Origin of the sequence: Phytomonospora endophytica (assembly GCF_014202425.1) — a bacterium.
Lineage (GTDB): Bacteria > Actinomycetota > Actinomycetes > Mycobacteriales > Micromonosporaceae > Phytomonospora > Phytomonospora endophytica.
On the sequence record NZ_JACHGT010000012.1, the window covers coordinates 63,792 to 76,929 of the forward strand.

The 13,138-nt window shown below is 72.7% G+C and carries 15 protein-coding genes; 11 read left to right on the top strand and 4 right to left on the bottom strand.

All coding sequences use genetic code 11. From position 1 onward, the window contains the following. Positions 1-78 precede the first annotated feature (78 nt). The 8 genes from HNR73_RS25535 to HNR73_RS25570 all read left to right on the top strand — a co-directional run bounded on the left by HNR73_RS25535 (position 79) and on the right by HNR73_RS25570 (position 5,691). A complete protein-coding gene (locus tag HNR73_RS25535; protein ID WP_184790161.1) occupies positions 79-807 on the top strand; it encodes an SGNH/GDSL hydrolase family protein in 729 nt (242 codons plus the stop codon). Next, on the top strand, positions 804-1,550 hold the full coding sequence (locus tag HNR73_RS25540; protein WP_184790162.1) for an RluA family pseudouridine synthase: 747 nt from the start codon (positions 804-806) through the stop codon (positions 1,548-1,550). The genes HNR73_RS25535 and HNR73_RS25540 overlap by 4 nt, the downstream gene beginning before the upstream one ends. Positions 1,551-1,575: 25 nt before the next feature. Beyond that, positions 1,576-2,073, top strand: a complete 498-nt coding sequence (locus HNR73_RS25545; RefSeq protein ID WP_184790163.1) for a GNAT family N-acetyltransferase — start codon at positions 1,576-1,578, stop codon at positions 2,071-2,073. 102 nt (positions 2,074-2,175) lie between these two features. After that, the gene (locus tag HNR73_RS25550) at positions 2,176-3,546 is read left to right on the top strand and encodes a hypothetical protein (RefSeq protein WP_184790164.1); all 1,371 of its coding nucleotides are present in this window, start codon (positions 2,176-2,178) and stop codon (positions 3,544-3,546) included. Positions 3,547-3,597: 51 nt separating this feature from the next. Further along, positions 3,598-4,020 (top strand): hypothetical protein, encoded by a 423-nt coding sequence (locus HNR73_RS25555; protein WP_184790165.1) that lies wholly within the window; start codon positions 3,598-3,600, stop codon positions 4,018-4,020. 89 nt (positions 4,021-4,109) lie between these two features. Beyond that, positions 4,110-4,658, top strand: coding sequence for a GNAT family N-acetyltransferase (locus HNR73_RS25560; protein WP_184790166.1), 549 nt, complete (start codon positions 4,110-4,112; stop codon positions 4,656-4,658). 5 nt (positions 4,659-4,663) lie between these two features. Then, positions 4,664-5,212, top strand: a complete 549-nt coding sequence (locus tag HNR73_RS25565; protein ID WP_184790167.1) for a GNAT family N-acetyltransferase — start codon at positions 4,664-4,666, stop codon at positions 5,210-5,212. Next, positions 5,209-5,691 carry a DUF4265 domain-containing protein gene (locus tag HNR73_RS25570; RefSeq protein WP_184790168.1) on the top strand — a complete coding sequence of 161 codons (483 nt, stop codon included), beginning with the start codon at positions 5,209-5,211 and terminating at the stop codon, positions 5,689-5,691. The genes HNR73_RS25565 and HNR73_RS25570 overlap by 4 nt, the downstream gene beginning before the upstream one ends. Here the strand turns inward: HNR73_RS25570 and HNR73_RS25575 are convergent. After that, a complete protein-coding gene (locus HNR73_RS25575) occupies positions 5,688-6,296 on the bottom strand; it encodes a class I SAM-dependent methyltransferase (protein WP_184790169.1) in 609 nt (202 codons plus the stop codon). The two genes, HNR73_RS25570 and HNR73_RS25575, sit on opposite strands and share 4 nt — an antisense overlap. 84 nt (positions 6,297-6,380) lie before the next feature. Between HNR73_RS25575 and HNR73_RS25580 the strand changes: the two genes are divergently transcribed. Further along, entirely contained in the window at positions 6,381-7,331 is a 951-nt protein-coding gene (locus HNR73_RS25580; RefSeq protein ID WP_184790170.1) for a hypothetical protein, read from the top strand. Here HNR73_RS25580 and HNR73_RS25585 read toward each other — a convergent pair. Further along, positions 7,328-8,575: an MFS transporter gene (locus HNR73_RS25585; RefSeq protein ID WP_184790171.1), complete on the bottom strand. Its 1,248-nt coding sequence runs from the start codon at positions 8,573-8,575 to the stop codon at positions 7,328-7,330. The genes HNR73_RS25580 and HNR73_RS25585 overlap by 4 nt on opposite strands. 69 nt (positions 8,576-8,644) lie before the next feature. Here HNR73_RS25585 and HNR73_RS25590 point away from each other — a divergent pair, with 69 nt between their 5' ends. Beyond that, complete coding sequence (locus HNR73_RS25590; RefSeq protein ID WP_184790172.1) at positions 8,645-9,193, top strand: CGNR zinc finger domain-containing protein; 549 nt, start codon at positions 8,645-8,647, stop codon at positions 9,191-9,193. A 68-nt stretch (positions 9,194-9,261) separates the two neighbouring features. After that, positions 9,262-11,520 (top strand): hypothetical protein, encoded by a 2,259-nt coding sequence (locus HNR73_RS25595; RefSeq protein ID WP_184790173.1) that lies wholly within the window; start codon positions 9,262-9,264, stop codon positions 11,518-11,520. Here the strand turns inward: HNR73_RS25595 and truA are convergent. Next, positions 11,517-12,362, bottom strand: coding sequence for a tRNA pseudouridine(38-40) synthase TruA (truA, locus tag HNR73_RS25600; protein WP_184790174.1), 846 nt, complete (start codon positions 12,360-12,362; stop codon positions 11,517-11,519). The two genes, HNR73_RS25595 and truA, sit on opposite strands and share 4 nt — an antisense overlap. 215 nt (positions 12,363-12,577) lie before the next feature. Next, positions 12,578-13,126, bottom strand: a complete 549-nt coding sequence (gene rplQ / locus HNR73_RS25605) for a 50S ribosomal protein L17 (protein ID WP_184790175.1) — start codon at positions 13,124-13,126, stop codon at positions 12,578-12,580. Between the last annotated feature and the right edge of the window lie 12 nt (positions 13,127-13,138).

A 13,138-nucleotide genomic window follows, 5' to 3' on the forward strand; every position in this document is an offset into this window, starting at 1 on the left:
GTAGCGCACGTCACAGCGGCTTGACGGATACCCGTCACCGACCTAGGTTAGTGAACACTCACTAACCTAGGAGCCGTCATGAAACTCCTCTGCCTCGGCGACAGCATCACCCGCGCGCAGGTCAGCGCCGACTACACCGCGATCCTCCGCGACCGCCTCCCACGTTTCACCGTCGTCGGCTCCGGCGTCAACCACGAGATGTCGGCGGGCCTGCTCGCGCGGCTCGACACCGCCGTTGCCGCGCGACCCGACGTCGTCACCGTCCTGATCGGCACCAACGACCTGCGCCACGCCCTCGACCCCCGCGACGCCGACGCCCTCACCAAGCGGTGGGGACTGACCGGCCCGCACGACGCCGACGCCTACTGCGCCCACCTGTCCGGCATCGCCACCCGGCTGCGCGACGAGACCGGCGCGCGCGTCGCGCTGATCTCCCCGCCCGTGCTCGGCGAGGACCCCGGCTCGCCCGCGATGGCGCTGGCCGCCGAGTACGCCGACATCACACGCGAGGTCGCCACCGAGCACGAGGTGGCCTACCTCCCGCTCCACGAGCGGATGCTCGAACTCCTCGGCGACGGCGGCCCCCGCTACCGAACCGGCGCGGTCTACGCCGCCCGCGCGGCGATCCGGCACTTCGTGCTGCGGCAGGGATTCGACACCGTCTCGCGGTCGCGCGGGCTGCGCCTGACCACCGACACCGTGCACCTCAACGGCGTCGGCGCGCGGCTCGTAGCCGACCTCATCGCGGGCTTCGCGCTCGCGCCCGCCCCCTTCGCCCCGGCCGGGGCGCCTACGATCAACCGGTGACCGAGGCTGACTGGACCGAGATCCGCGCGCGCGACACCATCCACGAGGACGACGGTTGTCTCGTCCTCAACAAGCCCGCCGGGCTGTCGGTCATGGGCGAGCGCCACGACACCGACCTCGTGCGCATCGCCGCCGAGGCCGGGGAGACGCTCTATCCGGCGCACCGGATCGACAAGGTCACCTCGGGCGCGATCCTGCTGGCCAAGGACGTCAAGGCGCACGGCGAGCTGACGCGACAGTTCAACAAGCGGACCGTCGGGAAGACCTACCTGGCGATCACCGCCTCGCGGGGGCTTCCGGAGGCGGGGACGGTCGAGCTGCCGTTGAGCGTCGGGCGGAAGAACCGGGTGCGGGTGGCGGCGCCGCGCGAGAGCATCGCCGAGCACGGGGGCGTGTGGACGGTGCCGGACGGCGACGTGTTCACGCACGTGAAGTCCTATGAGTCGGTGACGGCGTTCCGGCGCCTGTGGGAGGGCGGGGAACGGACGCTGCTGTCGGTGCGCCCGGAGACCGGGCGGCGGCACCAGATCCGTGTGCACCTGGCCTGGATCGGGCATCCGATAATCGGCGATCCGCTGTTCGACAAGGCCGTGACGGGCCGGACGGGGCTGCATTCGTGGCGGCTGGCCTTCGACGCGCCGGGCGCCGACGGCGGCCGGGTCGAGGTGGAGGCGACGCCGGGCGGCGACTTCTGGGCGCTGGCGGGCGACGGGGTGCCGGGGGACGTGCTCGCGGGGGTGTAGGCGGGTGGCCGCTTAGGATCGTGGCGTGGCGGTGGTCATCAGAGCGGGCGAGGACCGGGATCTGGTCGCGGTCGGGGCACTGCATTCCCGGACCCGGCGGGCGGCCTACCGCGAGCTGATGTCCGCCGAGGCGCTGGAAGCGATGAGTCCGCGGCGCCAGCACGCCGCGTGGGCCGAACGGGTGCCCCGGGAGCGGGAGACCCACCGGATGCTGGTCGCCGAACACGAGACGACCCTGCTCGGCTTCGGCTATGTCGGCGGCGGCGAGGACGGGTTCGGCTGGTTGTGCGCGCTCCACGTCGACCCCGCCGCGCACGGCACCGGCGTCGCGCGGCTTCTCCTGGCCCGCGCCGTCGACACGCTGACCGAGCTCGGCCACGAGCGGCACGCGCTGTGGGTGATCGACGGCAACGCGCGGGCGATCGCCTTCTACACCAAGTCCGGGTGGTACCACGACGGGACGCGTCGCACGTCCAGCGTCGGCCCGGAGACCACCGAACAACTCCGCTACCGACGGGCCTGACCGAGGGCGGCCACGAGTTCGCCGGTGATGTCGGCGCGGGCGATGGGCCAGACGACGCGGCATCCGTCGAGCGCCCCGCCCACCCCTGGCACGATTGCCTCCATGCTCGTCCTTCAGGTCTGCGTCTTCGCGATCGCCGCGTGGCTCGGCGCGCACCTTCTGGCGCGTTCGCCGCGCAAGCCCGCCGTACGGTGGGCGGCGATCGGCGCCTTCGGTTGCGCGCTGGCGATCGCCGCCGACGCCGTCGGCCGCGGCCTCGCGAACCAGGACCACCTGCGGGTGGCGTCCTTCGCGTTGTTCGTCGTGCCGATGGTCGCGTGGCCGCTGGTCCTCGCGCGGCTGGCCGAACCCTCGGCGGTGACCCCGGCGTGGCAGCGCCGGCTGCTGGTCCTGTCGGTCGTGTCGCTGATCGTCGCCGGGGGCCTGGCCTTCGCCGACCGCTCCGCCAACTGGGTGCCGGGCGTGCTGGCGGTCGTGCCGGTGCTGGCCTTCGCGGTGACCTTCCCGCGCATCCGGCACCGTCGGGTGCGGTCGCTGTCGCTGGTCGCGACGCTCCTTTTCGGTCTCGGGCTGTCCTTCCCCGCCTACGCCGCCGAACTGCTGCCCGACGGCCTGCTGCTGCCGATGCTCGGCGTCGACCTGATCGTCCTGGCCGTGGCCGTCGCGATCGCCGACGCCTTCGACGAGGGCACCGAACTGCGCGCCGACATGGCGCGCTCGGCGATCTTCTCCGGGCTCGCCGGGCTCGTCTTCGGCGGCCAGGTCGGCCTCGCCTTCCTCGTGACCGGGACGGGCCCGGCGATGACCGCGCTGCTGTTCGGCGTGGTCGCCGCCGCCGTCACCGGCCAGTCGGTGCACGGCGTCCTCAACCGGACCGTCGACCGCCTCGCCTTCGCGGGCCGTCCCGAGACCGTCCGCGAGCGCGAGGAGCTGCGGGAGGCGGCCGACGCCCTCGCGCGGCGGCCCGAGCCGTCAGCCTTCGCGTTTCCGCCGGATCGCGAGTTCACCCGGCTCGTCCGCCGCGCCTTGAGCGACTACGCCCACCTCGGGCGGCTCGTCGCCAGTCCCCTCACCGGGCTGCCCGTCATCGGCGAGCGCCTTGCCGCGCGCGGGTCGGCCGATCAGCCGCTGGAGCGGGCGGCGGAGCTCAAGGCGGTCCTGCGGGAGGGCATCGAGCGGCTGCGGCCGCAACCGGGGCAGTTCTCGACGGCCGACGAGTGGCGTTTCTTCAACGCCGTGCACTACCCGTACGTGGTGGGTCTGCGCCCGTACAGCGTCCGCGCGCGGCACGAGAACCTGAGCCCGGACGCGGCGGCGGTCTTGACGTGGTTCCGGGCGGGCGTCCCGGAGCGGACGCTGCACAACTGGCAGAACCAGGCCGCCGCGCTCATCGCCGCCGACCTGAAAGGGCGTGCCGGCGCGGATTCGGCAGTGTCCGGCAGTGTCGCGCCTGTACCCGGCAGTGCTTCCTGAGCAGTGTCGATGTCGTCAACCGACGCACATCGCATCGAAGGAAGGCACGTCATGACCACCGTCTCGAACCTCGCCCGTCCCGCCGCTCCCGCGTCCGCCTTCGGGTTCCTGCGGACCGTCATCCGCGTCGACGCGATCGCCTCGGGCCTGTCCGGGCTCATGCTCCTGGTCGTCGGCATGGGGATCGTCGACGACTTCACCGGCCTGCCCTCGTGGTTCCAGACCGTCGGGGGCGCGTTCCTCGTCGTGTTCGGGCTCGGCGGAGTGCTGCTGGCGTCGCGGCCTCGGCCGCCGCGTGGGCTGGTGTGGGCCATGGTCGTCGTCAACGCCGTGTGGGTCGTCGACACCGCGGTGCTGCTCATCGCGCAGGTGTGGCCGCTGACGGCGGCGGGTGTGGCGCTGATGATCGTCCAGGCCGTCGCGGTCGGCGTGTTCGCCGAGCTGGAGTACGTGGGCCTGCGCAGGACCCGCTAGGCCATGACAGCACGGCCCCGCCTTTTCCGGGCGGGGTCGTGCCGTCATCCAGGGCAGCCAAGACGCCGAAGTAATGCCATAATGGCGTCATGCACCCCGTAGAGCTGAAAGGCCCTCGCGTCTCTTGGCGCGAGCTGGCCGTCGCCGATGCCCAGGACATGCACGACCTGATGTCCGACCCGCAGGTCTTCCGCTACATGAGCGACACCGAGGTCCCCGAGGTCGCCGCCTACGAGGCCTTCCTCATCGAGTACTGCGCCACCATCACCGAGCCCGAACGCATCCGCTACAAGCTCGCCCTCACCCTCGACGGCGAGCTGATCGGCTCCGGCGGCGTCGACCTGTCCCCCTCGGGGAGGAAGAGCGAGATCGGCTACATGCTCGCCAGCCGCCACTGGGGCAAGGGCCTGGCGACCGAGGCCGCGGCCCTGCTCGTCGACTTCTGCCTCGACACCCTCGGCACCCACCGCGTCTGGGCGACCACCGACGTCACCAACCACGCCTCCCGGCGCGTCCTGGCGAAGGTGGGCCTGCGCGAGGAGGGCGTGATGCGCGGCTACTCGTTCAAGGACGACGTCTGGCACGACTCGGTGATGCACGGCATGGTCGCCACCGACGAGCGCCCGCTGAGAGGGTGACGCCCGTGTACCCCGTGGAGATCAGCGGACCGCGCCTCGCCTGGCGCGAACTGACCACCGGCGACGCCGACGCCCTCATCGACATGCTGTCCGACCCCGGCCTGTTCCGCTACGCCGCCGACCAGGAACTCCCCGACGTCGAGACCTACCGGGGTTTCCTCGCCGAGCAGATCGAGGCCGCCAGGACGCCCGAGCGTCACCGCTACAAGCTCGGCATCACCGTCGACGGCGTCATCGCCGGGATGGGCGGGCTGGAGATGACGTCGGCGACGGCCACCGCCGCCGAGATCGGTTACCTCCTCGCCCCGGCGTACTGGGGCGGCGGCATGGGCACCGAGGCGGCATCGCTGCTGGTCGACCTCGCCTTCGACCGGCTGAAGCTGCATCGCGTGTTCGCCGGCGCCGATCCGGCCAACCACGCCTCGATCCGCGTCCTGGAGAAGATCGGCATGCGCTACGAGGGCACCCGTCGCGAGGACGTGTTCAAAGACGGGAAGTGGCGCGACTCGGTGACCTACGCGATCCTGGAGACCGACGCGCGGCCCGCGCGATGACCGACGGGGACGAGGTGAAGGTCCACTTCCGGATGGACGTCGACGCCGACGGCCGGCCGCCGGCGAGCGTCGAGAGCCTGTGGGCCGTCGACTTCGGCGACGGGACGGCGAGGCTGGAGAACACGCCGTGGTTCGCGCGCGGCGTCGCCTGCGGGGACGTCGTGGAGGTCGGTCCCGACGAGGACGGCGTCCTGTGGGCGGGAAAGAAGGTCCGGGGCTCGGGCCACTGCACGATCCGGCTGATCGTGCTGGAGGACGAGGGCTCGGCCGCGGCCCGGCAGGCTGCCCTGGACGACTTCGGCCCCCTGGGCACGACCGGTGAAGGGCTCGGCCGCTTCTCGATGGTCGCGCTAGACGTCCCGCCCGGGGCGGACCTGCCCGCGATCCGGCGGCTGCTGGACGGCGGCGCCGCCGACGGGCGGTGGCAGTGGGAGGAAGGCTGCATCACCGCCGCCTGGCAGGCGACCGACACGTCCTAGTCCTCTTCGGCCCGCGTCACCTTGAACACGCGGTAACCCTTCTGGCTGGCGTGGCGTTCGACCTCCCAGCCGCGCTCGCCGAGCCAGTCCTGGAGCGAGTCGGCGCCGAGGAACTTCGCCACGACCAGCCACGCCGTGCCGCCTTCGGCAAGGCGCGGCAGCCAGGTCTCCATGAGCTCGTGCACGACGGCCTTGCCGACGCGGATCGGCGGGTTCGACCAGATCTCGTCGAAGGTGAGCTCGGCCGGGACCTCCTCGGGCGTGGCCGCGACGATCTTGTCGCCGAGGGAGTGCGCGTGGGCGTTCTCCCGCACCAGGTCGAGGGCCCGCGCGTTGACGTCGACGGCGTAGACCTCGCCGCCGCTCGCGGCGGCGAGGGCCGTGGCGATCGGGCCGTAACCGCAGCCGAGGTCGAGGTAGCGGCCGGACCCGGTCGGCAGGGGCGCCTTGCGCAGCAGGACGGCGGTGCCGGGGTCGAGGCGGTCGGCGGAGAACACGCCGGACGAGGCGACGAGGCGGAACTCGCGGCCCGCCGCACTCACGTTGACGTAGCGGCGGCGCTCCACCCCTTTGGGGTCGGCGGAAAAGTAATGCTCGGCGGACATTCGGTCATTGTGCGGCACACGTTCGCGGGAGTGTTTCGCGGATCCGGGCACGCGCGGGTCCGCGCTTGACTACTGTCGGTCGGCGTGACTTATCGCACCGCGACCGACGCCCACTCCCGGCGTCGCAGTCTCGACGGTGGTCCTTCCCCTTTCCGGGCGCCCGAGGCGTCGATGGTCGAAGAACCGCTGTACCAACTGCCCGAAGACCCGTACTCCCCCGCCGACGACGAACACCCGCAAGGCGAGGACGACACCGTCCATCGTGGACCCAACACGGCCGTCGACGAGACGCCCGACCCGCGGCTGGGCCGCACGACCCGTGCGCTGTCGGCGAAGCGCCGCATCGCCCAGTCGCGCGCCAACTCCCGCTCGTGGATGCGGATCCTGGCCACCATCACCGGCATCGCGCTGCTCGCCGGCTGCGCGGCCGGGACCTTCTTCCTGCTGCGCGAGGACGCCGTGACCGAGGAGGGCACCGCCGGTGCGCCACCGACCGCGCAGTCCTCCCCCGCCGCCGACCCACTCGACTCCCGCGCGACCGACACCGCGCCCGTCACCGTCGAGGAGCTGTTCGCCGAAACCGGAGTGGTCGCGGCGTCGGGCACCTACGAGACGGTGCGGACCCAGGCTTCGGAGAACTGCGCGGGCGCCGCCACCGGCGAGCTCGCCAAACTCCTCGACCGGCACGAGTGCAGCCAGGTCGTGCGGGCGACGCTGCTGAGCCCCGACGGCGCCTTCGCGCTGACGGCCGGGGTGGTCAACCTCGTCGACGCCGAGTCGGCGCAGGCCGTCCGCAGCGGCGTCGAGGAGGACGCCGGGGACTTCACGACACTGCACGGCGACGGGCAGACGGCCGTCCTCGGCCGGACGGCGACCGTCCTGGGCTACAACACCTACGGGCATTACCTGTTGTACGTGGTCATCGCACCGACCGACGGGACCCGCCCCGACCAGGGCGACCCCGCCTACACCGCCATCGTCGGCGAGATCGTGGAGACGCACCTGGCGCAGGCGCTGCGACCGCGTCAGGGCTAGGCCGCGGTCACGACCTCCGCCGGGCGCGCGTCGGCGGGCGTGCGCAGCCGGCGGATCCGGCCGAGCACCATCGGCAGCGCCGAGACCGCCATCAGCAGCGTTCCGGCACCGACGCCCCAGCGTGAGCCGATCGCCTCGCCGAGCACGCCGCCGACGGCCGCGCCGATCGGGAGCACGCCGAAGGTGATCAGCCGGTAGCCGCCGTTGCTGCGGGCGAGCGCGCCTTTCGGCATGACGACCTGCCGGAGCGTCACCGACAGGACGTTGGCGGCGCCGAGTCCGAAGCCGGCGGCGAACTGGAGGACGCCGAGGGCGATGCCGAAGGCGCCGCCGGACCACGGCACGAACGCCAGCAGGAGGGGTGTTCCGGTCGAGAAGGCCAGTGCGGTGGCGAAGGCGCGGCCGTAGCCGAGGCGGGCGGCGGCGCGCAGGGCGATCATCGTGCCGAGGAAGGCGCCGGCGCCGGTACCGGAGAGGGCGACGCCGTACCAGCCGGGGCCGAGCCCGCGGTCGGTGACGGCGAGGACGACGAGGTTGACCATGAGGATCTGCGCGCCGGCGTTGTAGAGGGCGGCGTGGGCGGTCATCAGGCGCAGGAACGGGTTGCGGAGGACGACGCCGAGGCCGCTGAACAGTCCGGCCTTCACCGCGGGCGTGGCGGGCGGGGCCTCGGGGCGTTTCGCGCCGGCGATGCCGAGGGCGCTGCCGAGGTAGCTCACGGCGTCGACGGCGAGGGCGACGGCGGGGCCGAGGAACTGCACGAGCAGTCCGGCGAGGCCGGGGCCGGTGACCTGGGCGGCGGTGGTGGAGCCCTGCATGGCCTGGTTGGCCTGGCCGAGGTCGTCGTCGTCGACGAGGGTGGGGACGTAGGCGAAGGCGCCGATGTCGAAGACGGTGCTGGCCGCGCCCATGGTGAAGGCGACCGCCGCGAGCAGCGGGATGGACAGTCCGTCGAAGAGGTAGGCGAGGGGGACGGCGGCGAGCGCGGCGGCGCGCACGAGGTCGGCGCCGATCATGATGCCGCGTCGTCTTCGGCCTTCCAGCCAGTGCCCGGCCAGCAGCGGCAGCAGGATGCTGGGCAGGAAGGTGGCGGTGGCGACGGTGGCGACCCCGGCCGCGCCCGCGTCGAGCAGGAGCGTGGCGACCAGGGGCAACGCGATGTAGGTGATGTCGGCGCCCATCACCGAGACGGTGTGTCCGGCCCAGAACCTGCGGAAGTCCCGGTCACGACGAAGTACGTGCAAGGTGTTACCTCCATGAAGCGTGAACCGGTAACGTTACCGGCATGAGGACTATAGAGGTAACCTTTCGGCATGGGACAACCGGGTGACCGTTCACCTGCGCCGGGCGTCGTCGCCCTGGTGCAGGACTTCGTCAACACCACCGACATCGAGGTGGGCATCGACGACATGCGCACCCCCGCCGACCTCGTCGCCTTCGCCGAAGCGCACGGACTGCCCGCGGGCGAGTTCACCGCCGACGACGTCGAGGTCTGCCGGGCCGCGCGCGAGGCCCTCCGCGACGCCGCCCAGGCCAACGCCGGCGTCGACCTCGACGACGGCGGCGCCCTCGACACACTCCTGGCACGCGGGCCGCTGACCGTGCGCATCGCCCCCAGCGGCGAGGCGACCGCCCGCCCCGCCGAGGGCCTCCGGGGCGCCGACGCGCTCCTCGCCGAACTCGCCGCGGCCATCGTCGCGTCGGTCGCCGAAGGCACCTGGCGGCGGCTCAAGGCCTGCGCGATGGACTCCTGCCGCTGGGTCTACTACGACAAGAGCCCGGCCGGGCGCAGCCGCTGGTGCACCATGAGCATCTGCGGCAGCCGCGCCAAGATGCGCGCCTACCGGGGCCGCAAGGGCTAGCGCCGGAGGTGTCGCAGCCGGGCGATAGCCTGCGCTGAAATCCCTTTCAGGACAAGGAAGACAGCCGCATGTACGAACCCGGTTCCAAGGCCGCGCTCGCCCTTCTGGAGGCCGCCGAGCCGGGCGACTGGCCACGGCTGATCGCCTCCCGGCGCGAGATGCTGATCGCGCTCGCCCAACAGGCTCCGCGGCTTCCGCGGACCCTGATCGAGCACGCCTTGACCGGTGCCGAGCCCGGCCTGCTGCGCGCCATCGCCGACAACACCGCGCTCCAGGCCGAACGGCCCGACGTCCACGGCCGCCTCCTCGCCGACGGTTCGGCCCCGGTGCTCAAAGCCGTCCTCTACCGCGACTCCTCCCGCTACGGCGAGCAGCCGTGCTGGTCGCACGCCGAGGTCCGCGAGATGCTGGCCCGGCCCGGCCGGGACGATCCACTGTGGAGCGACCCGGAGCTGGTGCGACTACTGACGGGCGGGCTCCACTACACCCACCACACCGCGCCCGTCGTCTGCCGGGCGCCGGGCGTCGCCGCCGCCACCTACCGGGCGCGGTACGACATCCTGGGCACCACCGACCGGCTGCACGCGCTGGCCTCGGTCGCCGAGGCCGACGGCATCGACGCCGTCGCCGCCCTCCTCGCCGAGCACGACACCCCGGAGGCGCCCCGGCCGCTCGACCTCGCCAGCCTGCGCGCCGCGCTGGAGGAGTTCCAGAGCACCCGAAGCCTCCTCACCCACCTGCGCGCCCGCGACATCGTGCCCGGTCACCTGCTACGGCACTACGCGACCATCGACTGGGCAGCCGTGACGGCCGAACACCTCCGGAAGAAGTTCGCCAAGGAGACCGTCACCGCGCTCACCTCCCGTCCGGACTGCACCGCCGAGGCCGCCCGCGCCCTCGGCGACATCGCCGTGGTCGCCGCCGCCGGAGACCACGACTGGGTCATCGACCACGCCGTCCCCGCGAAGAACGCGCTGAAGGCCCTGCGCGGTACTCGGATCGAGCGCCTGGAACAGCTCGTCGCCGACGTCCTCGGCGACGACCCCGGCGCCTGGCGCGCCATGCGCGTCGAGGCCACCCGGCACAAGGGGACCATCGCCGAGCTGTTCACCCTCCTCACCGCCCGGGTCACGGCCGGCGACCTGCCCGACCGGCCCCGGCCCGGCGAGGTCCCACCACCCCCGGCGGGTGGCCGCCTCAGCCTCAAGATCGCCGACGCGGCCTACCTGACCCTCCTCGACGCCGCCACCCCCGACGTTCGCCTCGCCCTCCTTCCGGTCCTCGACGGTCCCGCCGCGCACGCCCTGCTCACCCAGGGCCACGAGCGGATCCCGGAGTGGACCGACGTCCTCCTCGCACTCGGCGACGTCACCCTCCTGACGTGCCTCGCCGACGACCGGCGCCTGTCGGCCGAAGAGGTCACGCGCCTCATGGCGCTCGACGTCCCCGAGGTCAGCCACGCCCTCGGTGCCAGGCACCGCGACTGGGCGCCCCGGTCGGCCGTGAACTGCCCGGACACCGGCCTGCGGACGGTCATCCTGACGAAGATCCATGTCCGCGGCGAGATCCCCCGGCTGCGGATCCTCCTCGACGAATGGGAACGCCACGGCCGCGAAGGCCTGCCCGCGATGATCAAGCTGACCGTCGCCCAGTCCGGCCTGCCCGCCTTCACCGCCGCCATCCGCCGCCGCGTCGAGGGCCTGCTCGCCCACGACGATGAGGCCGCCGCCCTGGCCGAACTGCGCGCCCGCGTCCTTGACGGCGAATCCGCCGCCGGGCAGATCGCCCTGCTGCGCAAGGCATCGGCGAAGTACAAGACCGTCGGCATCGAACACCACGACTGGCACTGGGCCGATCTGCTCGCCGAGCACCGGCGCGAACCCTTCGCCGACCAGGTCTTCTTCGACCTCACCCGCGCCCCCGCCTGCCCGGATGACCTACGCGCGCTCGCCGACGGCATGGTCCGGCACTGGGAAACCGACGCCGAGGCCGAACTCGCCGACGGGAAACCCCTCGCCGACGTCCTCGCCGCCCATACCCTCATCGACCAGCAGACGCAGTGGATCCGGCGCCTGCTCCGCGGCGGGCACCTGACCTGGACCGACGTCCTCACCCACGCCCGGCCCGCCAAGACCGCCCTGGCCGTCCTCACCGACGACGACCCCGAAGGCAGGAAACTCCTCGCCGAACACGTCACCGCCGAACTCGGAACCGCCGCCGACACCTGGCAGCTCGCCCTGACGATGCTGCCCGAGTTCACCGGCTCACCACTGGAACTGCTCCGGACGGCGAACCTCGCCGTCGGTGCCGCCCCGGGCGCCGCCTAACGCTCCAGCGTCCGCACCCGCCGCGTCGTCTCGTCACGGGCCACCCAGCCCGCCGCGTCGGCCGGATAGTCCACGCGCACGAGCGTCAGCCCGTGCGCGGGGGCCACGACGACCTCGCTGGAACGTTCCGTGCGCGACAGCAACCGCACCGGCCAGTCGGCCTCCCGGCGGCCGTCACCGACCGCCAGGAGCGCACCGACGAGGCTGCGCACCATCGAGTGGCAGAACGCGTCGGCCGACACCGCAACCACGATCCGGCCATCGGCCGCGCGCGACACGTCCAGGCGGGACAGCGCACGGATCGTCGTCGCGCCCTCCCGCTTCTTGCAGAAGGCCGCGAAGTCGTGCTCGCCGAGCAGCGTCGCCGCCGCCCGCGCCATCTCCGCCACGTCGAGGGGCCGGTTCCACGCGAGGGTGTCGCGCCGCCACAACGGCTCCACGCCCCAGGTCGCATCCGAGATCCGGTACTCGTAGTGCCGCGCCAGCGCCGAGAAGCGCGCGTCGAAGGCCCGGTCGATCGGCGCGACGGCCGTGACCCGCACATCCGGCGGGAGGATCCCGCGCAGCCGCCACAGGACCTTGCGCTCCCCGTCCTGCGCGGCCCAGCGGGCGGCGTCGACGTCGGCGTGACAGACCTGGCCGACGGCGTGGACACCGGCGTCGGTGCGCCCGGCGACGACGAAGGTCGCCGGAGGCCCGAACAGGTGCTCAAGGGCCGTGCGGACCTCACCGGCGACCGTCCGCGACGACGGCTGGGGCGCCCAGCCGTGGAAGTCGGTGCCGTCGTAGGAGACGGACAGGCGGAGTCGGACGGTTTCGGCGGCGGTCTCGGGCGCGGTCACGCTGGTCAGAATCGCACGGGCGCGGGATCAGGGCAGGGGCAGGACCCCGGCGCCGCACGCCGTCGAAGCGCGCCGGCAGCCGGGCCGAAGCGAGGGCCGGTTCGGGCGTGGGTGTGGCCGCGCTCGGCCCGGATCGTCCACTTCGGAGGATCGGGTGACAAGACGAAGGCCCCCACCGCGAGCGGTGGGGGCCTTCGGCGTCTGAAACGGGACGACTACTTGTCGTCGTCCTTCTTCTCGTCGGCGTCGGTGTCGGCGGCCTCGGGGGCCTCCTCCTCCTTCGCCTCGGCGACAGGCGCGGGAGTCGCCTCGTCCTCGGTCTCACCGGCGAGCGCGGCGACGGCCTCGGTCTTGGCGGCCTTGCGGGCCTGCTTCTTGGCGGCGGGCGCGGGGGCGGTCTGAACAACCAGCTCCTCCACCAGCTCGATCTGCGCCATGGGCGCGTTGTCGCCCTTGCGCGGGCCGAGCTTGGTGATGCGCGTGTAGCCGCCGTTGCGGGTCTCGTAGCGCGGCGCGATCTCCTCGAAGAGGGCGTGCGCGACGTCCTTCTCGTGGAGAAGGGCGATCGCACGACGACGCGACGCGAGGTCGCCCCGCTTGGCGAAGGTCACCAGTCGCTCGGCGAAGGGACGCAGCTTGCGCGCCTTGGCCTCGGTCGTCTTGATCTTGCCGTGCTTGAACAGCGACGTGGCCAGGTTGGCCAGCAGCAGCTTCTCGTGCGACGGCCCCGCGCCGAGGCGCGCGCCCTTGGTGGGCTGTGGCATTGGTCTAGCTCC

What these genes read in the sequence shown, in the direction of transcription:
- rplQ (WP_184790175.1), bottom strand. Translation starts at nt 13,126, where the DNA reads ATGCCACAGCCCACCAAGGGCGCGCGCCTCGGCGCGGGGCCGTCGCAC.
- HNR73_RS25555 (WP_184790165.1), top strand. Translation starts at nt 3,598, where the DNA reads ATGACCACCGTCTCGAACCTCGCCCGTCCCGCCGCTCCCGCGTCCGCC.
- HNR73_RS25560 (WP_184790166.1), top strand. Translation starts at nt 4,110, where the DNA reads ATGCACCCCGTAGAGCTGAAAGGCCCTCGCGTCTCTTGGCGCGAGCTG.
- HNR73_RS25535 (WP_184790161.1), top strand. Translation starts at nt 79, where the DNA reads ATGAAACTCCTCTGCCTCGGCGACAGCATCACCCGCGCGCAGGTCAGC.
- HNR73_RS25575 (WP_184790169.1), bottom strand. Translation starts at nt 6,296, where the DNA reads ATGTCCGCCGAGCATTACTTTTCCGCCGACCCCAAAGGGGTGGAGCGC.
- HNR73_RS25590 (WP_184790172.1), top strand. Translation starts at nt 8,645, where the DNA reads ATGGGACAACCGGGTGACCGTTCACCTGCGCCGGGCGTCGTCGCCCTG.
- HNR73_RS25595 (WP_184790173.1), top strand. Translation starts at nt 9,262, where the DNA reads ATGTACGAACCCGGTTCCAAGGCCGCGCTCGCCCTTCTGGAGGCCGCC.
- HNR73_RS25550 (WP_184790164.1), top strand. Translation starts at nt 2,176, where the DNA reads ATGCTCGTCCTTCAGGTCTGCGTCTTCGCGATCGCCGCGTGGCTCGGC.
- HNR73_RS25570 (WP_184790168.1), top strand. Translation starts at nt 5,209, where the DNA reads ATGACCGACGGGGACGAGGTGAAGGTCCACTTCCGGATGGACGTCGAC.